The organism is Dehalobacter sp. 12DCB1, assembly GCF_004343605.1.
Classification (GTDB): domain Bacteria; phylum Bacillota; class Desulfitobacteriia; order Desulfitobacteriales; family Syntrophobotulaceae; genus Dehalobacter.
The window spans coordinates 60,240-82,010 of the sequence record NZ_POSF01000001.1 but is presented as its reverse complement, the minus strand read 5'-3'; the positions used below and the strand labels follow the sequence as shown (position 1 = coordinate 82,010).

Annotated in this window: 18 protein-coding genes; 3 read left to right on the top strand and 15 right to left on the bottom strand. The window is 44.2% G+C overall.

Annotated elements, in window-relative coordinates:
* Positions 1–103: 103 nt before the first annotated feature.
* The 3 genes from metG (at position 104) to C1I38_RS00370 (ending at position 4,028) form a co-directional block, all read left to right on the top strand.
* Complete coding sequence (gene metG, locus C1I38_RS00380; protein WP_119775264.1) at positions 104–2,101, top strand: methionine--tRNA ligase; 1,998 nt, start codon at positions 104–106, stop codon at positions 2,099–2,101.
* The gene (locus C1I38_RS00375; protein ID WP_119775263.1) at positions 2,098–2,868 is read left to right on the top strand and encodes a TatD family hydrolase; all 771 of its coding nucleotides are present in this window, start codon (positions 2,098–2,100) and stop codon (positions 2,866–2,868) included. Before metG ends, C1I38_RS00375 begins: the two co-directional genes overlap by 4 nt.
* A gap of 521 nt (positions 2,869–3,389) precedes the next feature.
* Positions 3,390–4,028 carry a cobalamin-dependent protein gene (locus tag C1I38_RS00370; protein WP_119775261.1) on the top strand — a complete coding sequence of 213 codons (639 nt, stop codon included), beginning with the start codon at positions 3,390–3,392 and terminating at the stop codon, positions 4,026–4,028.
* Between the two features lie 61 nt (positions 4,029–4,089).
* On the opposite strand, the gene C1I38_RS00365 is transcribed toward C1I38_RS00370, so the two are convergent.
* The 15 genes from C1I38_RS00365 to C1I38_RS00295 form a co-directional block, all read right to left on the bottom strand.
* Positions 4,090–4,695 (bottom strand): DUF3786 domain-containing protein, encoded by a 606-nt coding sequence (locus tag C1I38_RS00365; protein ID WP_243103675.1) that lies wholly within the window; start codon positions 4,693–4,695, stop codon positions 4,090–4,092.
* 11 nt (positions 4,696–4,706) lie between these two features.
* Positions 4,707–4,898 (bottom strand): CooT family nickel-binding protein, encoded by a 192-nt coding sequence (locus C1I38_RS00360; RefSeq protein ID WP_026156467.1) that lies wholly within the window; start codon positions 4,896–4,898, stop codon positions 4,707–4,709.
* Between the two features lie 45 nt (positions 4,899–4,943).
* Positions 4,944–6,878: a corrinoid activation/regeneration protein AcsV gene (gene acsV, locus C1I38_RS00355; RefSeq protein WP_119775260.1), complete on the bottom strand. Its 1,935-nt coding sequence runs from the start codon at positions 6,876–6,878 to the stop codon at positions 4,944–4,946.
* A 50-nt stretch (positions 6,879–6,928) separates the two neighbouring features.
* The gene (gene acsB / locus C1I38_RS00350; RefSeq protein WP_119775258.1) at positions 6,929–9,055 is read right to left on the bottom strand and encodes an acetyl-CoA decarbonylase/synthase complex subunit alpha/beta; all 2,127 of its coding nucleotides are present in this window, start codon (positions 9,053–9,055) and stop codon (positions 6,929–6,931) included.
* Between the two features lie 58 nt (positions 9,056–9,113).
* Complete coding sequence (gene acsE / locus C1I38_RS00345; protein WP_119775257.1) at positions 9,114–9,899, bottom strand: carbon monoxide dehydrogenase/acetyl-CoA synthase methytransferase subunit; 786 nt, start codon at positions 9,897–9,899, stop codon at positions 9,114–9,116.
* A gap of 66 nt (positions 9,900–9,965) precedes the next feature.
* Complete coding sequence (gene acsC, locus C1I38_RS00340) at positions 9,966–11,321, bottom strand: acetyl-CoA decarbonylase/synthase complex subunit gamma (RefSeq protein WP_119775255.1); 1,356 nt, start codon at positions 11,319–11,321, stop codon at positions 9,966–9,968.
* 51 nt (positions 11,322–11,372) lie between these two features.
* A complete protein-coding gene (acsD, locus tag C1I38_RS00335; protein WP_119775254.1) occupies positions 11,373–12,317 on the bottom strand; it encodes an acetyl-CoA decarbonylase/synthase complex subunit delta in 945 nt (314 codons plus the stop codon).
* Between the two features lie 19 nt (positions 12,318–12,336).
* Positions 12,337–13,104 (bottom strand): AAA family ATPase, encoded by a 768-nt coding sequence (locus tag C1I38_RS00330; protein ID WP_119775252.1) that lies wholly within the window; start codon positions 13,102–13,104, stop codon positions 12,337–12,339.
* A gap of 16 nt (positions 13,105–13,120) precedes the next feature.
* Complete coding sequence (locus tag C1I38_RS00325; RefSeq protein WP_119775251.1) at positions 13,121–13,891, bottom strand: carbon monoxide dehydrogenase accessory protein CooC; 771 nt, start codon at positions 13,889–13,891, stop codon at positions 13,121–13,123.
* Positions 13,892–13,935: 44 nt separating this feature from the next.
* Entirely contained in the window at positions 13,936–15,918 is a 1,983-nt protein-coding gene (gene cooS, locus C1I38_RS00320) for an anaerobic carbon-monoxide dehydrogenase catalytic subunit (RefSeq protein ID WP_119775249.1), read from the bottom strand.
* Between the two features lie 450 nt (positions 15,919–16,368).
* Positions 16,369–17,277 (bottom strand): amidohydrolase family protein, encoded by a 909-nt coding sequence (locus C1I38_RS00315; protein ID WP_119775248.1) that lies wholly within the window; start codon positions 17,275–17,277, stop codon positions 16,369–16,371.
* Between the two features lie 88 nt (positions 17,278–17,365).
* On the bottom strand, positions 17,366–18,169 hold the full coding sequence (locus C1I38_RS00310; protein WP_119775246.1) for a methyltetrahydrofolate cobalamin methyltransferase: 804 nt from the start codon (positions 18,167–18,169) through the stop codon (positions 17,366–17,368).
* Positions 18,170–18,332: 163 nt separating this feature from the next.
* Entirely contained in the window at positions 18,333–19,193 is an 861-nt protein-coding gene (locus tag C1I38_RS00305; protein WP_119775244.1) for a bifunctional 5,10-methylenetetrahydrofolate dehydrogenase/5,10-methenyltetrahydrofolate cyclohydrolase, read from the bottom strand.
* A gap of 2 nt (positions 19,194–19,195) precedes the next feature.
* On the bottom strand, positions 19,196–19,828 hold the full coding sequence (locus C1I38_RS00300) for a cyclodeaminase/cyclohydrolase family protein (protein WP_119775243.1): 633 nt from the start codon (positions 19,826–19,828) through the stop codon (positions 19,196–19,198).
* A 257-nt stretch (positions 19,829–20,085) separates the two neighbouring features.
* Positions 20,086–21,762: a formate--tetrahydrofolate ligase gene (locus C1I38_RS00295; protein ID WP_119775241.1), complete on the bottom strand. Its 1,677-nt coding sequence runs from the start codon at positions 21,760–21,762 to the stop codon at positions 20,086–20,088.
* Positions 21,763–21,771: the final 9 nt, after the last annotated feature.

Here is a 21,771-nt window from a genome sequence, read left to right as displayed (position 1 = left end):
GTTGAAGTTTCCTATATTTATCAAGAGAATAACAAACAAAGTAAACATTGAAACTACTGATGATAACGAATTGTCTACCGTAAATAAAAGGAGGTCTATTCCTGTGAAATATTATATTACCACACCTATTTATTATCCTAATTCCAGTCCTCATATCGGCACTGCGTACACGACTATTGCTGCCGATGCGATGGCCCGTCTGCGAAGAATGAAGGGCGATGATGTCTATTTTTTGACCGGGACGGATGAGAATGCGCAAAAAATTGTACGGACTGCTGAAAATGCCGGAATGGATCCGCTTACATATGTTGACGGAATCGTCGATAAATTTAAGGAATTCTGGAGACTGCTTGACATTTCCAATGATGATTTTATCCGCACAACAGAAGAACGGCATGCCAAAGTCGTACAGCAAATATTTACAAGGCTTTATGAAAAGGGCGATATTTACAAATCCGAATACGAAGGTTGGTACTGTACACCTTGTGAAACTTTCTGGACAGAGAACAAACTTGTTGACGGAAAATGTCCGAATCCGGATTGTGGAAGAAATGTGGAACTTCTGAAAGAAGAAAGTTACTTTTTCAGGATGTCCAAATACAGTGGCAGACTGCTGCAATATATTCAGGACCATCCCGATTTTATTCAGCCTGCTTCGAGAAGAAATGAAATGATCCGGTTTATTGAAGGCGGGCTTGAAGATCTCTGTGTATCGCGTACGACCTTCCAGTGGGGCATCAAGGTTCCTTTTGATCCGAAACATGTGGTCTATGTCTGGCTCGATGCCCTGATCAACTATATCTCTGCGTTGGGCTATCCTGACGGCGAAAAATACAAAACTTACTGGCCAGCCAGTGTTCATCTTGTTGGCAAAGATATTGTCCGTTTCCATACCATTATCTGGCCAATTATTTTGATGGCGCTTGATCTTCCTTTGCCCGAGAAGGTTTTTGGCCACGGATGGTTCTTAAGTAAAGAAGGTGGAAAAATATCCAAGTCAAGAGGAAACGTTCAGGATTCGTTCCAATTGATTCAGAGATATGGCGCTGATCCCATTCGGTATTTTCTGTTAAGAGAACTACAGTATGGGTTGGACGGTACTTTCTCAGAGGATGATCTGGTCGAAAAATTAAACAGTAATCTGGCGAATGATCTTGGAAATTTTGTGTCTCGCACCTTGGCCATGGTCGTAAAATACCGGAATGGAATTGTCCCAGAACCCGGAGAAAATACCGATCTGGAGAGGGAGATCAGAGATTTAAGTAGCACGGTAAAACAAGGGACAGAAGAAAAAATGCTGGCCTGTGATACGGCGGCTGCGCTTGAGGTCATCTGGCAGTTTGTCAGCAGGTGCAATAAATATGTCGATGAGACAGCTCCCTGGAATCTGGCGAAAAGTGAGGATAATCAGGACAGGCTGGATACGGTGCTTTATACATTTATGGAGTGCATTAGGATCCTAGGCATTTTATGCGCCCCCTTTATGCCGGGAGTACCGAGAAAAATCAAACCCCTCCTAGGAGATACAGATTTCTTCAAGGACTGGGAACAGGCAGACAGCTGGAATGTTATTCAGCCGGGTACGGCCATCCGAAAGGGAGAAGCCATTTTCCCGAGAATCGATGTCTCCGCATATCTTGAGCAGGTCAATTCTGAAATAGAAAGGTGTGGCACACAGGTGCAGGGGAATACAGACCATCAACAAGAAGTAAATCTAGAAGTCAGTTCTTCGCAGCCGGAAAATCCGCTGCACATGGCGGAGATGGCTCCGCTTAAGGAAGAAATCAGCATTGAAGAGTTTGCCAAAATGGATTTCAGGGTTGTTAAAGTGCTGCAGGCAGAAAAAGTAGAAAAAGCCGACAAACTGTTAAAACTGGAAGTAGAAATGGGTGGGGAGCGTAGAACGATTGTATCTGGTATTGCCCAGCATTACAGCCCAGAAGCGCTTGTCGGCAAAAAGGTCATTCTGGTTGCGAATCTTAAGCCTGCCAAGCTCCGCGGAATCATGTCCCAGGGAATGATTCTGGCAGCGTCGCAGGATGGAGAGCTGGAAGTACTTACTGTTCAGAAAGATCTTCCGACAGGGGCTCAGGTCAAATGATTTGGGATACGCATGCGCATCTGGAGGACAGCCAGTTTAGCCCGGACAGGGATGAGACCATTGCCCGAGCTACCGCAGCTGGTGTAACGACGATTGTAAACGTCGGATCTACCGAAAAGACGAGCCAGGATTCGGTGAGGCTGGCTGAAGAATACCCATTTATTTATGCAGCAGTAGGCATTCATCCGCACGATGTTGAAACTTGTACGGATAAAACCTGGGAGACGTTGTTCAGATTGGCGCAGAACCCGAAAGTTGTTGCCTGGGGAGAAATTGGTTTGGATTATTACAGGGACATTTCTCCCCGGGATGACCAGCGCAAGTGGTTTATTCATCAATTAAAACTGGCCAATGAAGCTGGTTTACCGGTGATCATCCATAACCGGGATGCACATGGGGATATTCTCCAAATGATTAAAAATAATCTTCCTGAGGCCGGCGGTGTTTTTCATTCTTATTCGGGCTCTTGGGAAATGGCAAAAGAACTTTTGGCTATGGGTTTTTATTTGTCTTTTTCGGGGCCGCTTACTTTCAAAAATGCCCGCCATGCCCCTGAAGTTGCGGAAAAGGTGCCAAAAGACAGGTTCTTGATTGAGACGGATTGTCCGTATCTTACTCCTGATCCCTACCGCGGTAAACGAAATGAGCCTGCTTATATACGTGAGGTGTTGGCAAAAATTGCGGCAATCAGGGGAATGGAGGTCGGGGAAGTAGCCCGTCTGAGCAGTGAAAATGCCCGCAGATTGTTCAGAATAGATCAGCTTTAGTGTGAGGTAGGTAGTAATCTTTCAGTGATCTGCAAACCGAACGGAGAGATGCATTATTCTGAAAATTTTGGCGTTTTTTTGTCAAAATGGTCACCTTTTCTATTGTGAATACTCCCGGTCTAATGGTAAAATGTATAGTGTATAGGAAAAATGCAAATACCAAATCAGATTAGACTCGTTCAAGTTTCGCGAGACTAATAATTTTTTTCGCCAGCTTGTAGATACAGATATACACCAACGGTGGCGAAATGCGGTTGCAACTGGAGTCATTGATTCAGAGAATACGTACCAGACAGGGGGAGTGCAAACAAGTATATAGATAAATAAAGCATGCAATTTAGATATTCTAAACTCTTAATTTGAATCGTGATTTCAGTACAATTGATTAATCAGAGAGAGAAAAACTTACTATCATTATATTTCTTAGTTACCTGAGGATATCATTTCAGTTATAGAAACGAGATATTAGCATTAAGCAGATACAATTTTTCGCTTTATTAATTTTTAAGGAGGAAATGAAAATGATCGATTTGAAAGTGTTAACAGATGCCGTAGGTGACCTGGACGAAGATAAACTGATGGGTATGCTGAATGACTTCGTTGCATCGAAACCTACCGAAGAAGAGGCTCAGTCCGTCGTTGCTGCCTGCCAGCAGGGGATGGCAAAAGTAGGCGAACTATTTGAAAGCGGTGAGTACTTTGTAGGCGATTTGATCTTTGCCGGTGAACTCTTAACCCAGTCCATCGATATCCTGAAACCGGTAATCGGCAGTGACAATTCGGCTAAAGTAGGCAAGATCGTAATGGGAACAGTCGAAGGCGATTTGCACGATATTGGCAAGAACATTTTCAGAAGCATGTCTGAAGCAGCTGGATTTGAAGTCTTCGATTTGGGGATTGACCAGAGTCCGAGTGCATTCATTGAAAAAGTCAAAGAAGTACAGCCGGATATCGTAGGGATGAGCGGTGTACTGACATTGGCCCTGGAAGCGATGAAAAAGACGGTAGATGAATTGAAAGCTGCCGGCGTGCGTGACAGCCTCAAAATCATTATCGGCGGAAACCCTGTAACAGAAGAAGCCAGCAGACAAATCGGTGCAGATGCATTTACTACGAACGCAGCCGAAGGCGTTAAGATTTGCCAGAACTGGGTAAAATAAATATCTGATATTACAATATTTACACGCGAAGACGCTTCAGTTGAAGCGTCTTCTTGTCGATTTACTTCGAGAGTTCCTTCAAAAAGCTTAGGGCAATATCGCATACAACAGTATGGTCTTCGGCGTTGAAGTAATCCGGTGTATTGGCATCGAAAAGAATATTGGCGCTTGTGGGGAACTCTTCGTCGCCATTCCAGAGAATAAAGGTAACATAAATGTTGTTCATAAACTGAAAACGGTAACTGAGGTCTCCATGCGTTGTTTTCAATGCGTTCAGCTTTGCCATGGCGTACTCCAGAGCTGGGAAATCCTTGCTGAACATCCTGACAAGCCTCATAATACACCGGCCGTAGAAATTACGGTAGTAGACCTGGCCGCCGGATACTTCCCGATACGTGATATCCTTTTCTGTAGGCGGTGCGCCCTGGGCATGCACCAGATAACGCAGGATTAATGTCTTGACCGGAAAGTTGGAAATTTCGGAGTGGTTGAAATCGCAGATTTCCCCTGAGGGGTAGGAGACAAAATAATTTCTGCCCATTAGAAGAACACGAAACTCTTGCTTTTGCCTGTCATAAACTGCTCCCGATTTCCGGGATATTTCCACAGGGTCACAATCCTTAAGTTTCGCGCGGATAAATTCATAATGCATCGGTGTATCGGACACGGTTTATTCCTTTACGCCTTTTCGCTAATCAGGATTTTATGTTCTAAAAGTTTAATTTCCTGAATTATACCGTTAATCGTTTTTTCATCTCCCAATAAACTTGTTAAAAAGATTTTCCCGGAGTCAATCTTCATGTTCGCAACATTTTCCATAAGCATTTTTTCTCCGTCAGGAGTTAGAACATAAGCATTCGATTCACACATATGATATCACCTTTCTTAACAGTTATTTTTATAGTTTAATTTCATTTAGACGATTTTACCTTGTTCCTTAACGGTTGGAAATCTTTCTATTTCAGTGTGGGGAAGGAAACAGGCGGATATAAATTCTCCCATGTAGGAGCTGTCGGTACTGAGTTCCAAGTAAGTCATATGAGAGGCAATATCCTCGGCTTTTTTTCTGGCGTCAGTACTTCGCAGGGTTAAATAGCTGCCCATCAAAGAACTATTGCCAAGATATTCAAACTTTTCAACCGGAAGGTCTGGGAAAAGCCCGATCGTAATCGAGTTGTTTATATTGATATTCGTGCCGATTCCGCCGGCAATATATATTTTGTCTATTGCGGAATAATCCATACCCATACTTTTTAATAATACTGCCACGGCAGAGTAGACAGCGCCTTTGGCCCGGATAAAGTTTTCCAGATCAATTTCCGTAATCGTGATATCTTTGGGGATATAATATTCTCCTCTAAAAGCCAACACAAATTCACCGATTCCATATTCATCAAAACGAATACGACGGGTTTTCAGATTGCGGTTCAGACGGCCCCGGCTATCAATGATCCCTGCCCTAAACATTTCAGCTATGGCATCGATGATTCCTGAGCCACATAAGCCGAGTGGCAATTGATTGTCTATGGTATCTATCGCAGGCTCAAAAGTTTTCCTGTCAATTCTCACATTTTCAATTACACCTGGCACCGCACGCATTCCCGAACTTATCTCTCCCCCTTCAAACGCAGGCCCGGCTGAACAGGCACAAGTAAGCAAGAAGTCTTTATTGCCGAAAACAATTTCGCCATTTGTACCCAAGTCCATAAAAAGGATATTTTGATCTTCCGACCACAGGCCGGAGGCAAGTACGCCGGCAGTAATATCTCCACCGACATAGCTTGAAACCGAAGGCAATATATATATAAGGCTTTCAGCATAGGCCTCTAGCCCGAGGTCGGCAGCTTTAAGGTATTCAGAATCAAGGAAAGCGGGAATATAGGGATCCTTCCGCAAATAATCCGGATAAACCCCGAGCATGAGGTGCATCATAGTTGTATTTCCGGAGGCGACCATCACGCTGATTTCGTCTTTGGAAACGCCTATTTCCTGTCGCATTTGCTTAAGCAAAGGATTAATTGTTTCTTTGATAATAGCATCGGTTAATTCCTGCAAGCCATTTTTCTTAGTTGCGTGGATAATTCTGCTAATCACATCAGCACCATATTTGATCTGAATATTTCCGGCAGAGGCTTTAGCAATAATCTTTCCGTTACAAAGATCGACCAGGAAGGCAGCTACAGATGTAGTTCCTACATCTATAGCTGCTCCATAGAGTCTCTCGGAAGTATCTCCGGGTTCAATATTGATAACTCTGATTCTCTCGCTGTTTTCTGCAAAATACGTTACGGTCACGTGAAAATCATTTTCTCTTAAAACATGAGGTATTTTTTTAAAGATTGGTAGTTGGCAAATCACTTCGCGGTAAGCGCTGTTTTTAAGCAAATGTCTTTTAATTCTGTCCCAGTCGGAAATGCAGTCATCAAGGCTTGGCAGGTCTAATTTCATATAGGTCTTTTGCACAGCGGAGTTAAACAGGATATGATTATTGGTAGCCAAGTTAATAACCCTGTCAATAATCTGTTGATCTTTTGTTCCAGCCAAATCTTCAATTTTCATCTCGCTAAAGATAGATGTCGGGATAGCCGGTACCTCAATAGTGATATCACCGTTGATCTTGGAATTACAGGCTAAAACAAAACCCTGTGCTAATTCGGATTCCGTAATATGATGGTTTTTACGAAAATTTACACTGCCTTTGAGAACCTTTAGCTTGCATTTGCCGCATGATCCCAGTCCATTGCAAGGTGCATCAAGGAAGATACCGGCTTTGTGGGCCGCATCAAACAGTGTCTCATCTAATTTGGCGATCACAACGGTGTTTTCAGGAATAAATTTTACTTTAAACATGTTGCTCCACACCCCTTTAAAGGACAGTCCTATGACAGTATTGCATAACACTACATCAGCGGATCCATTGTTAGTGCAGGGTGACCTTTTTCACTTAGATACTCCAATACGGCTTCGGACTCTGAAGCAATGGTTTCATCGCAGATCATGTCGACAAAGTTGTCAATTCCATACATTTCTTTGGCAGTTGCATTTAGTTTGTCAGCAACAAAATCTTTGAGTTCCTTCGGCATCCAGACAATACGTCCGGGACCGCCTTCAGCTGAGATGAACTTCTTGGAGGAGATAAACTGTCTGCCATGTCCCATAAATCCAGGAGTTTGAACGCCGCCGCCTGTCATGGAAGCCAGTTCGCCGAATGTCATGCCTACCGGAGATACGCCGGAGAACTCTCTGTTTACGATGACAATCCCATTGGCTTCCGGCATAATGCCTGCGATACATTCGAAGCAGCCACAGGAGGTCATCGGGTCTTCCAATAAGCTGTAGAGGGTGATGCGGCTCAAAGCCCCTTGCGAGTACTGTTTCACGGTTTTATTGACTTCCGGCCAGATACCTTTGACGGGATCATCAACAGGACCTTTGTTTATTGGCTGACAAGGACCGGTTGGGTCGAGTTCAAAAGTGGCTTTGGAATCAAGCCAGCTTACGGCACCGCATAGTCCCAGCCTTTCCGGTGTCACAATACAGACATGGGAAGGCGCAAAGGACTGGCATAGAATACAGGTATAAAAAGTATCGACACTTTCATCGGTCAGACTGGCAATTCGTTCGTCTCTTGCTGCATACTTGGAAATCACCTGCTGGGCCTTCACTTCTTTGACTTTGGCAGCATCAGTGATAATTGTAACCTGACATTTGTCGACGACTGCACCAAACTCATCCAGCATCTTGGCATACAGCACTTCACCAAAGTGACGAAGCCTGAAGCCTTTTTCGTAAGCATCTTTGCTGATGCGAACCCAGGTGGTATCCCTCTGCCCGACGTGCATGATACCTTCAATATAGTTCATAAAATAGTGGATTCTTCTTTCCAGAACCGGCTCAAAATCTGAATGCATGTTCTTTCCGGATACTTCGACCAGGACGGCTAGCGGCATTCTTCCTGCTACCTGTTGCACGGTGTCGATATCGTCACCAATAATCCCAATCTTATGGTCTTCAATTTCACTGGCTTCTCTTTGCGCAACAAGCTCCCAGGACTCTGTTTTATTACCTCCGAATTCAACAAACATGACATCTTTTCTGATTCTTTCACCTTCGAAAGCAGCGGCAAAAGCAACGGGAATCGGAATTTCAGTAATCTTAATTTTAATACCTCTGATTTCAAGTGAAGTTGCAGCCATTTTGTTGTAGTCTTTTTGGGTGATAAGCTTCATCGGAACTTCGGCAACATCCTGATCAGTTACAACCGGAAAGCCGAGGTTAATCGCAGCTGCACCTGCGGCAACCCTGTAATTGCTTAAAGGTCCGACGGCATTGACAAAGGCTTTCAATCTTTTATACGTATAGCGCTTAAATTCTTCCCAGTCGCCAGGGGTCAGGGCACCGAAGATTAAAGCTGCGCGGATGGTTACCGTAACGACATGAATCACCGAGGTCATGTTATATCCCAGGGGCATGACTCTGAACTCAAGTCCTACTTTGACTCCACCTTCAATAGCCTGATCAATAACTTTACCGACAAGGAAGGTTAAAAGCCCTTTAGCTTGGTATTCTTTAATTACTTTGGCAGCTGATTCGGAATCCGGAAATTCGCCGATGATGACTGCCTGTCCCGGGATATCGTCTGTTACGAGACCAACGCCCCAGCCGCGGATAATCGCATCCGTGAGAAAACCCATACACGGAGCTTCATAGGGCTTTTCATCCATGACATACTTTAATGCTTCAATAATTTCCGAACAAACAGCAGCAGCCATACCGGCATTTTCAGCTTCTCTGAGTTGTTCTTTTTCCACGATCAGGCTTCTGACAAGATCTAAAGCGCCTTCAAGTTCTCCCAAGGTGCCTATTTTTTTGCCGGTAATGGCATAAATAAGGGACAGGGAGTAAGCAGTATCAGGAAAAGCAACCTTATGCTCTTTCCCTTTTAAGGAGATTGCTTTTACAACATATTCGGCAGCAGTATCGAGAGCTTGTTTTGCTCCTGCAAATACGGTGCTATATAAATTCATGTGTATTCCCCTTTCCGTAGAATTTCCCCAGGCAGTTGTATGACGGTGCTACTACGATTTATAGCTCCAGGTAGGAATCAGCATATAACATATTGCCCTTAATCATATCACAGGTTTTGATTGTCTCCATCAACCTCTGGTCGCAAGGGTTTACAATGGCTGCGGTTAGACCGCACTGCATTGCCATTGCACAATAGGTGGCATCAATAATTGGACGGACATGTTTTGGCGCACCATTGGATACGTTACTTAATCCGGCATTGGTTTTGAGGCCCATTTCCGTAATCTGACGGATGGTCTCCAGAACTTCCGATGCTTTTTCCTGCATTCCTTTGATCACCAGGAAGAGTGGGTCGAATAAGAGATCCATCGGGTCGATACCAAGCATCATTGCTTTTTCCAGCATTTCGGTGCAGTAGGTGATGCGCTCTTCAACGTCTGCAGGAATACCTTCTTTGGCACACAGGGCAATGGCCATGGCATCGTTGGCGGCGGCAACTTCTAAGAGCCCCAGTCTCGGACCGGCATCGGCAGAATTAATAATCGGTTTGCCTTTGGAACGGTTGTAGACTTTGATACCGGCCTCAATTGCTTTTTTATTGGCTGTATCCAAACAAATCGGAACATTGTCAAATTCATTTTGCAAAAGCTGTACAGCCCAGGCCATAACTTCTTCGCCATCTCTTTCGGCAGGGCCGATATTCAGGTCAAGATATACGGCGCCAGCGTCAAGCTGCTCTTTGGCTCTTTGAAGAATGGGAGCAGGGTTGCGGTCAGCGATGGCTTGTCGAATAACCGGAGAAATACAGTGGATTCTTTCACCAATGACTAAAAATCTATCCATGTTAGGAGCACCTCCAAATTTTTTTATTAAAAACGGGACATTAGGTTAATTCGTACCTTTTTCAGGTTAGTTAATGCCTTCCATTGTTCTTAAGAATTTAGGAAGATGCATGGCTTCATCAGGACCTATAATGACTTCCCAGTCGGGAAGACTATCCTGAATGTCACTTTTCAGAACGGCAACCTTTCCAGGAATAATAAGCTTTCTGCACTTGGTTTTGCTCTCGATATCGGATTCTTTAATAAATTTGGCAATAACCGAGCCGCTGAATTTGCCTGCAGCCCATGCTGTCAGTACGGAGTAACCGCCGGCATCAGGGATTCCCATCCAGACTTGCACTTTGGATCTTTCCACTTCACCGGAAACAACAAAGTAAGTCAGGGCAAAGTCAACCGTAATCAAAACAGGGGAGTTATCGCCAGGATTATTGATTGGATAGAATTTCGGTTCAACTCTCATCGGTTTCTGCGGGTCAGTAAAGATATTCTGTCTTAAACCAAAGAGAGGGAGAGCGCGGGCGTAATCCATATCGTCCATAACAATAATGGAACCGTACTTCATGGTGAATAGGGAGGCCAGAGCAACTTCTAAAAATTTATTGCCTTTGGCCAGCTCGTTGACAAAGACGACAGAAGGATAGCCAAAGGTTCTATCCTGTTCTTTTAAAGCTGTTCTGCGGATCTGCACAACGTTAGTAAAAGTTTCACGTGCGGAAGAGCTGCCGGCATCCAGTAACAATTCTTTGTAATCAAGTTTTTGGACAGCTTCAATTAGATCATATAATTCAGTAAGTGAGGGTGCTTTTAAGCCGAGAGGCAGTTTGAGATCTTTGACCAAATCAACCATTTCCTGATAGTTTTTGCTGTCAGCGCCAAATACAATTGGGAGTTCATCTTTAACCAGTTCTAAAGCATCTTTCAGCACAGAAACATCGGCGCATATCAGCATATAGGCTACTTTTAAACCGGAAGCTTTCACTTTGCTGACTAAAGAGAGATAAGCGTCTTTGTTGCCGGTATACTGGAGGGCAGCAATTTCAACTCTCATTTCTTCGCCGATCCGGACATAATCGACGTTTTTTATATTGGCGATCTTCGCATCAATTTGCTCCTGTGACATCGCATCGGAAAATAGTACAGCAAATTTGTTACGGTTCACAAAGGTTTTCTCGTGGCGAAAAAGAACAGTTTCACCGCCAAGTTTACATTCGGCTTCTCCCTTGCCGAAAGTTACGACCTTCATCAGGGGAGCAGTGGACTCAGAGAGTTTCGCCATCGCATCATCACTCATATGCGTGCATTTGCTTATTTCTGCACCGCCGGCTGCTACCTTCATTGCAAAAGCCATACAGGTAGGAAAGCCACATTCTTTACAGTTGGTTTTTGGTGTCAGTTTATAGATATCCAATCCGGACATTGCCATTTTCATTTTCCTCCTTGAATCAAAATTACAATCAGCGTCATTAAATATTTATTATTTCAGGCTATTCACGAAAGAACGGATTGTCTCTGCCGAACGTGGATGACGCAGGACAACAGCATCAGAACCGGCCACGATAACGCCAGCTGCGGTGGAAACCTCCATGGCAATGCCACGCTCTTCCTGACCACCCCATTCCGGAGAATCTTCTTCAGTCGAGGCAACTTCTTTCACGTTCCAGGTATCAAAGCAAACCGGTGTAATAATCGGCATCTGTAAGGTCTTATCATTTTGACCCAAAGCGGCCAGTCTGATTCTGTCAATCGTTGAAGAAACATACTCAAAACCGTATCCGACAGGTGCGGTCCCGACATTCATTACAATATTTTCATTTTTGATTTCCAGTTGGTTGATCAGAATGTTTAATTGCTTAGCCAGGTTGATGTCAACCGAGGATTCGGCTGCTACTTTATGTTTATAAGCTGTTACGCCGGCTGCAGCAACAGTCTTATAGTTATCTTCAACAGCAGATAACAGAAGCACATTTTTACCTTCCAGTCCTCCGGCTACTTTTTCAAATAATTTAAGGTCTTTTTCATGATTTTGTGTCCCTGCAATAACAAGAGGCAGTTTAACCGCATTAGCAACTTCCTTAGCCAGAGCGGCACATTCTTCAACAGGTTTATTCAGACCATTCGGATCTGCGCCTTCAAACCGTAAGCAAATGAAATCAGGTGTAAATTTTTCTTCCACACATTTGGCCCATTCTACTGCATTTTCGGCAACTGAACCATAGATTTCCTTAAGGCTGTTAATCCAATTTTCTGGGTAAACGTCGAGTATTTCCAAACCAATTTTTACACCACTGCCGGTATCACCGTCAAAACTGTAAAACGGAAACGCATTCTGTCCACCGAGCGCTATGGTGTTTTCCCCTGTCCCTAATTCCAAATTGTAAATGCTTCCACTATACTTTTGGACTGAGGTTTTAAAAGCCACTTAAATCTCCTCCTTCTTCTTATAAACCAATTATTTGGCAGATATCTTTAATTGCCCGTTTCGATATACTATCATCAGGCAAATTAACCAAGGCTTTTCCCTGAGAATCATACGCATATACCAATGGGTCCAGAGCGATGATCCCCAGCAGTTCCAACCCCTGTAAGGGAATTTCTTCAGTAATTTTCTCGTTCAATTTTCCATCCGGGGCTTTATTGATAATTAAATATTGTTCGGCTACTTTCAGGCCAAGTTCTCTGACCAGCTTATTGATTCGGCCAACGGCTTGAACACCGCGGCGCGAGCAATCGCTAACCAGAATCAGGATATCAATATATCTTGCTGTCCCCCGGCTTAAGTGTTCCATGCCGGCTTCATTGTCAATCACAACATATCTGTATTTATCAGAGACCTTATCGAGCTGTTCCCGCAAAATCCCATTGACGAAACAGTAGCAGCCTTTGCCTTCGGACCTTCCCATGACGAGGAGGTCATAGCCATTTCCTTCGGTGATCGAGGTATTCAGCTGGTACTGAAGATACTGGGCTTTGGTCATTCCTCCGGGAAAACCATCGCGCATAGTTTCTCTTAAATTAACTTCTTCTCTGATTTCGCCAAGCGTAACTTCAATTGCTTCTCCCAGCACTTCATTCAAGTTAGCGTTGGCATCAGCATCGACACCGAGCACTGGTCCTTGCCCATTCTTTACAAGGTAATCGATCAGAAGTCCTGTAATTGTTGTTTTCCCAGTTCCGCCTTTACCTGCTACCGCAATTGTTTTCCCCATCTAAAATACCTCTTTTCTATATCAAAGCATCGAGCTTAACTTTAATTGCTTTGACTTCCTCAATAATCTTGTCGTTCGTGAAGGGAGACTGGTTCGCCCGGTCAGAATTGACGACAGCTACGTTGTAGGAGATAAAGCCAAGGCAGGCTTCAGGATCAATATTTTCAAGGACATACGCTTTGTCCGCATCATTCTTGATCTTGTTGCCAACGGCATAAATCTTTGGTATGCCGATATCGGAAGCCAGTTTCTTGATCTTATGGTACGTCTGGAGGCTTCTGGCTCCTGGTTCGACAACCACAATAAAGGCGTTTACACCCTGGGCTGTTCCTCTACCGAGATGCTCAATTCCGGCTTCCATATCCATAACGACAACATCTTTGTTTTGCAGGACCAAATGAGAAGTAAGTCTTTTCAGCAGGACATGTTCCGGGCAAACGCAGCCGCTGCCGCCGCTTTCAACAGTACCCATCGCCAACAGATTTACACCGTTGTAGCGGGTACAGTATTTGTCTGGGATATCATCTACCTGTGGATTTAATTTGAACATTTTACTAAAGGAATCGGTCGGCGTGCTTGTTCTTTCTGCAATCAGGTCTTTCATTTCAGCAATGGGTACGATCTTGGAAATAATCTCGTCAGGAAAACCAAGGGCTAAAGCCAAATTGGCATCAGGATCAGCATCAACCGCCAGAACCCGGTAGCCTTCTGATGCATACAGCCTGCTTAGGATGGCTGCGAAAGTTGTTTTCCCGACGCCGCCTTTGCCTGTAATTGCTACTTTCATCTAAATCACCCAGACGCATTATTTATCTTTTATATTTCTGTTCCTTAAAAGCCGGCAGGAGTTAAATCATCATAGCCGGTAACATTCATTCTCTGAACGTTAAGCGCTTCGACTTTGCTTCTCTTTTCTTCAATTCTGGCTAGCATTTTTTCTGCAGCTACAGCCGGATCTGTTTCAAAGTAGAATTTTGCACCTACCCAGTCTTCCAGTCTGTTGGTCAGAATATCTGTGACTTCCGGGCTTCCGGTTACCGGAGGAACAACGCCCAGAAAGGTATCGATTCCAGAGCTCACCACGTAGGTTCCGATGGCGACAGCTTTTTCGGACATCCATTCCGGAGCTGCGCCGACAACGGGTAGTTCGCTCATATCGAGTCCTAGAATTTTAGCTACTTCACCAACCAGCTCGAGGATACGGCTGTTGTCAACACAGGAGCCCATATGCAAGACAGGAGGGATATCGGCTAGCTCGCATACTTTCTGCAAGCCTACTCCACAATACTTGACAGCATCTTTGCTTAAGAGACCTGCTTTGGCAGCAGCCTGAGCCGCACAGCCGGTAACAACAACAATAACGTCATTAGCGAGCATCTTTTTAATAATTTCAATATGACTATGATCACCTTTTACCTTCGGGTTGTTGCATCCAACAATGCCAGCAGCTCCTCTTAATACACCTGATACTAAGCATTGCGCCAAGGGTTCAAATGTACCCGGCTTATGTGTATAAGAATTGACAACACGGTCCAACTGGCCAATTATAGCCTGGTTACTATAACCGATCGTGCCAGAAGATTTATGTGTTGGGATGAAGACTTTTTCATGCTTCCTGTTTTTATAGTTCTCTACTGCTTCCCTAATTATTCTTTTGGCACATTCATAAGCATTGGCTTCATCAAATTGGATGTGAATAGCATCTTTAATCTTAGCAATCTTCGAAGTCGTAATAAATTTGGTATGGTAGCATTGAGCCAAGTTCGCCAGGGCAGGGAAGATACATTGAACATCGACGATCATGGCTTCAACAGCACTGGTAACAATGGCAAGCTCCTGCTGGTTAAAATTTCCGGCAATTTTAATGCCGTGACGCATGGCAACTTCATTTCCGGTGCAGCAAACGCCGACCAGGTTAATGCCCTCTGCGCCGACACTCTTGGCCAGTGCTTTCAGCTCAGGGTCATCAGCAGCAACAACGACCATTTCAGATAGACTGGGTTCATGTCCATGAAGAACGATATTAACCATGGTTTTATCAATAACACCCATATTTGCCTCAATTTCTCTCGGCATCGGGGTTCCAAAGATAATATCGCTGAATTCGGTACCAATATAGGAACCGCCCCAGCCGTCAGTTAGGGAAGTCCGCATGGAAAGATTGATCATACTTTCGGCATCTGCGGTGCATCCCATAGTGGTTGCATGCATGATGGAAACAACTTCACGATCGAGAGCATCGGGCATAATGCTATTTTCTTTCCAGACATTTTTCCGCTGTTCTGGAGCACTCGGCGGAATAACCATCGAACCGAAGGGCTTGCCAAAATCATTTAGAGCGGCTTCCGCTACTTCATGGGCAACCTGATAAATATCTTTGTCTTCGGTACTTACGCCCCATCTAGCTGCAACATTCAGTAATTTTTTCTCATCACGGATTTGATAATCTCCGTTCGGACTCGTCATGTGAAGCACGTGAGCAATATGTCTGGCGTGGTCGGAGTGTGCAGATGAACCTCCTGCTACCATTCGGGCATAATGCCTGGAAGCAATAACATCCGCAGTGGCGCCACAAATACCTTTTTGAACGCCTTTTCCTGGAATGGGGCTGACGCGGCAAGGACCCATGGTACAAATACGGCAGCATACACCTTGTTCGCCAAAACCACATTGGTTTTTAAGAGCGGCTTTCCTGTCCCAGAGTGTTTCGCAACCGTCATTCCGGGCTTTGGCGTAAAGTTCTCGAGTAGCTAAATCTACCGACAGTGTTGTTTCGTCCAGTAATTTTTTCTCATCCTGTAATTTTTCGTCCATTGCGTTTCCTCCTTCAATAACTATACGCTGTCTTGAAATCATTTAGCTGCTACAATTGTTAGTAATAAAAAGTGTAGTGTACAGAGTTATTTCAACTTAAAATTGGGAGTTTATGAATAAATTCACAAACATTTTTAAAGGATAAGAGTTTTATCTCTGGCAGTAAATATATAAAGCACTTCATAAATCCAAGATTATTATAGTATGAAATTTTTAGGAAATATATTGATCTGCTGTTAATGAACGAAATGGGGGGGTGAATAGCAATAATTTAATTCCTAACAGCATATTTTATATATACTTGTATAACCTGTATATTATTGTATATACAATGATAATTGCGTTTTTCCTAATGTTTTTTAGTCCATCAGCAGTAGTAGCTTTAAGACCAATCGTGGCATTGCCCCAGCAACCAAAGCAAAATCATAATTCCGCAATCTGACAGATATCTCAAGAAATATAATCCAATTCTTTATTATTAAGGTTTAAAGCACTGATTCCGTTTACAGTGGCCAGTTCCAAAACGGCATGTTTGCTTATTCCTGTCATAACCATGTGACCGACTTCATCATAGAAACCTTTATCGTGGGATACCCCGTATGAACCCGCATCGCTGCCAACGGCGATCTTTACGCCTAATTCAAAGGCTTTTTTGACCAGAGCTTTCTGCGTATCATAGATCCGGGCAATATTCGGTAATTGGTTTGTAAAGCGGCTGCCTCTCGTAGCAATCAGGTTTCCCAAAGGTGCTAACGTAGGAATCCAGATGGTATCATGTTCCAGCATCAGTTGCAATTCATTTTCTGTAAGAAAATAACCATGTTCAATTGTATTTGCACCTGCTTTCACAGCGATACCAACTGCTTCTGCCGAGTTAGTGTGGACCATTATGGGAAGGCCTTGGTCCTTTGCTGTCTGTATCATGTAGTACATTTCATCAAAACTGAAATGTGAGCCGTCAACTTTCCCGAATTGATCAAAATCTACAAGGCCAGTCAGTAGTATCTTAAGATGATCAGGCTTTGAAGCAAGCAGCTTTTTAAAAACACTCTTGAAATCAGCCATATCGGCAACCGGTTTGCCCAAAAAGCTGCCGTAGCATCCTTGCTTGTAGATCGCAAAACCAGGGGTCCGGAGAATCATTCCTTCTTCAAGGGCCAGTTCCCTGGCCAAAAGAGATACATTTAAGTTATCTCCTCCGTCACGCAGTGCGCAAATGCCCATTTTTTTATATTTTCTAAGAACATTGGTGATTATAATTGAATTGGGGTTATTTTTGTGCTGCAGACGTGCCTCTTGAAAATCTATTCCATCCAAAGCCAAATGAACATGGGCGTCAACTAATATGCTTTTAATCATTTTTTCACCTGGTTTTGAAAAGTTTTGCAAACCACCAGAAAGGGGACGCCTTTCTGGTGTCACAACATTTTACTTCTTTTGGCTATCTTTATTTCACAGGACCAATTTTGCCTTGTCTGAAAGCGGTGCTGAACTTTCTGCAGTTCTTGTCTTTACCCATTAATGCTTCGGTCGCGAGCAGGGTCGCAATCATATCTCTGCTGCAGGGATCCATAATTGCAGAATCCATACCAAAGAAAGTAGCTAGAGCCAGAAAGTTCTGATTGACAACTTTTCTTAAAGGCATTCCGAAGGAGATGTTGCTCAAACCGGAAGTGATTTTAATTGTTGGGTACATTTCTTTGATTCTTGTCATGCTTTCATTAAAGGAGTACATAGAATTGTTATCAGTAGACAAAGCAATAACTAATGGGTCGACATGCATCCTGTCAGGAGTAATATCATATTTAGCAGCTTCCTCAACCATTTGCTTGGCAATTCCGACTCTGGTGTTAACGTCTTTGGGAATTCCGTCGTTATCACAGGTCAGCGCAATGACTTCCCAGGTCGTTCCCTTGATCAACGGGAAAATAACATCACATTTGTCGCCTTCCATGGAAACGGAATTGATAAGTCCTGGTCTCTTGGCATATTTAAAAACGGCTTCAATTGCACGCGGATTTGGGCTATCAATACAGATCGGAGTGTCAACGGCATCCTGAACAATATCCATTAACCATTTCAGTGTTTCAACTTCAACATCAGGTGATGTGCTGGCACTGACATCTAGGTAGTGGGCGCCGTCATTGGTCTGGTCAATCGCACGTTGGCGGATAAAGTCAGCATCTCTTTCTTCAATCGCTTTTTTCACGATAGGAATCGTACCATTAATTTTTTCACCAATAATAATCATTTATAAAGCTCACTCCTTTATGAAATTGTATATACAAGTATACGCTTAGAGTTTAACATTATTTCTACATACGGTCAATATTTTTTTCGACAATGTATGTTGTATTCTAAAAGTAAAAGTATTCTAAATATTTTATCTTTTATGGGCTATTTGAATTACTGGGTCAGCATGGTTTATCAGTATTTTTTCTGGCTGCCCGCAGACAGTTTTTCATCAAAATTGCGGTGGTAATCGAACCTACGCCGCCCGGTACAGGGGTGATCGCACTGACTTTGTCCACGACTGCATCATAATCGACATCCCCGCACATCTTGCCGTCTCCGGCATCGTTGATGCCAACGTCGATGACGATAGTGTTTTCGGATACGTATTTGTCATCGATCATTTTAGCTCTGCCCATCGCAGCGATGATGATGTCTGCTTTCTTCGCAATTCCGGCCATGTCTTTGGTCTTGGAATGACACATCGTTACGGTCGCATTTTCTTTTAAGAGCATCATGGCCAGCGGTTTACCCACAACGAGGCTTCTTCCCATGACAACGACATTCGCGCCGCTAAGATTATAGCCGTAATGGCTCAAGGTTTCCATACATGCTGCGGGCGTGCAGGGCAGGAGTCCACTCATATCGCCTTCAAATACTTTGGCCAGGTTCAGCGGATTCATGCAGTCAATGTCTTTATCTGCCGAGACCAGGTGCTTGATGACTTCTTCGTCCAGCTGTTTTGGAAGTGGACGGAACAGCATGATGCCATGAACAGTACTGTCATTGTTGACTCCAGTCAAGACTCTTGTGAATTCTTCCATGCTGATATTTAAGTCTAAAGGATAGGTCTTGGTCGCAATGCCAAGGTTTTCACAGTTTTTAATAATGCTGTTTTCATAGTAAACGTCGTCCGGACGGCTGCCAACGCGGATAATACCAAGAGTAGGGTTGATGCCTTCAGCTTTTAAAGACGCAACTTCCTGCTGGAGGTTTTCTTTCATGGCCTGGACGACCGGTTTGGCGTTAAGGATCTGACTCATGCTTATTTACCTCCTGTAATGGCGTTCTGGACTTCAGCAAAAATACGGTCCGCTTTAGCTGTATAGGTGGTAACCAGTTCATTCAATTCGGTTTCGATCTTCTGTTTCAGATCCTGGTCTTTCATGATCTGGGTGTTTATCAGAACGTTCAGTTTTGCACCTTCGAGCGCTGCTTTCAGAAAAGTTACGCCGACTCCAACGTCGCTGATTGCAATGCGGGTGCCTTTTTGAGCGAATTCTTCCTGTAGGTTGATGCCGTCAGCACAGCATCTGGCAATATCAAGCGGTACGAGCGTCGCTTTAACCAAAGCGGTCTGGAGCGTTTCTTCTTTAATTCTGATTTCTTCTTCGTTATTCTTGGGAAGTCCATAAGCCTGGGACAGCGGGTAGAAGGCATCTGCATCTTCCTTGACCAGAGCCTGCAATTTTTCAATAATTTTTTGGCCTTTTTCCATGAGTACCAGTACATCGGCTTCGACATCGGCATATTTCTTTTTGCCAACGGTCAGGCTTCCTACCATGACACCTAACGCCATGCCGATGGAGCCAACATAAGCAGAAGCACCACCGCCTCCGGGAATAGGCTCTTTAGAGGACAAAGCAGTTACAAAATCTATACAGCTCTTATTCAACATTCGAATCATCTCCTTATTCTTTAATATGGGGCAGGTCTCCGTAATACATAGCCGCTTTCGGCTGTTGTGACCTCCGCGGCGCAAAAGCCGCGCTCCGCATCTGGGCCGTTGACGCTGTCTGTATCTTAGAGACTAGTCTCTGGATTAAGAACAGTTTTATTTTTTCTATAATGTAAGGATTTTTTGTACTTATAGAATGAGATGGTAGTACGAAGCTGCCATCTCATTCTTATTACTAACCAATATGAAACTTGTTCTTAGAATAAACCGGAAATCTTGCCGGTGCTGTCAACGTCAATGTTTTCAGCAGACGGTACTTTCGGCAGTCCGGGCATGGTCATGATGTCTCCGGTCAGAGCTACGGCAAAGCCTGCTCCAGCAGAAATTTTAACGCCACGGATGGAAATTCTGAAACCTGAGGGACGTCCCAGTTTCTTTTGGTCATCCGATAGGGAGTACTGGGTTTTGGCCATGCAGACCGGAACATCACGATAGCCGATTTTTTCGATGTTATCGATATCGGCAGAGCTGGTCCCGATAAACTCAACGCCGTCAGCACCATAGATTTTGGTGGCAATCGCGGTGATTTTGTCTTTGAGTCCCATGTTAAGGTCATAGGTAAAGTTGAAGTTTTTCGGGCTGTCTATGATGCGCAGAACTTCTTCAGCCAGTTTCGCACCACCAGGGCCGCCTTTTTCCCAAACTTCGGAAAGGGCTACATTAACACCAAGTTTCTTGCACTCGTCTTCAATCATTGCCAGTTCAGCTTCGCTGTCGGTCGGGAACTTGTTGATTGCAACAACGGCAGGCAGACCAAAGTTGATGGTGACGTTTTCGACGTGTTTTAAGAGGTTCGGCAAGCCTTTTTTAAGAGCCTCCAGGTTTTCTTTGTTGAGATCAGCTTTGGCTACGCCGCCATGGGATTTGAGCGCGCGAACGGTTGCAACAATAACAACGGCTTCCGGACGCAGGCCACTTAAACGACATTTAATATCAATAAATTTCTCAGCGCCGAGGTCAGCACCGAATCCAGCTTCGGTTACAACATAGTCGCCAAGTTTTAAAGCCATCTTGGTCGCCATAACACTGTTGCAGCCGTGAGCAATGTTCGCAAACGGTCCGCCGTGAATGAAAGCTGGCGTATGTTCAAGAGTTTGTACAAGGTTCGGTTTTAAAGCATCTTTCATCAGGGCACCAACAGCACCTTGACACTTCAGTTGACCGGCAGTTACGGGTTCACCGCTTCTGTTGTAGGCGACAATGATTCTCTCAACTCTTGCTTTGAAGTCGTCAATATCGCTGGATAGGCACATGATCGCCATGATTTCAGAAGCAACCGTAATGTCAAAGCCGTCTTCTCTCGGAGTGCCATTGGCTTTGCCGCCAAGTCCGTTGACAATGGAGCGGAGCTGGCGGTCATTCATGTCCATGCATCTTTTCCAAGTAATTCTACGGACATCGATATCCAGCGCGTTGCCTTGTTGGATATGGTTGTCGAGCATCGCTGCAATCAGGTTGTTGGCAGCACCGATGGCATGAAAATCACCTGTGAAGTGAAGGTTGATATCTTCCATTGGTACGACCTGAGCATAACCGCCGCCAGCGGCGCCACCTTTGACACCGAATACAGGGCCTAAGGATGGTTCGCGTAGTGCAATGACAGTTTTTTTGCCGAGATAATGGAGAGCATCTCCTAAGCCGACGGATGTCGTAGTTTTACCTTCTCCGGCAGGAGTCGGGTTGATGGCAGTAACAAGAATCAGTTTGCCATTCGGTGTGTCCGCTTTTTGATTTAATAAGTTGTAGTCGACCTTGGCTTTGTATTTGCCATAGGATTCCAGATAATCCTCGGGGATTCCGAGTTCTTTTGCTACATCTAATACAGGCAGCATGGTTGATTCCTGGGCGATTTCAATATCACTTTTGAAAGCCATTGGTTTTCC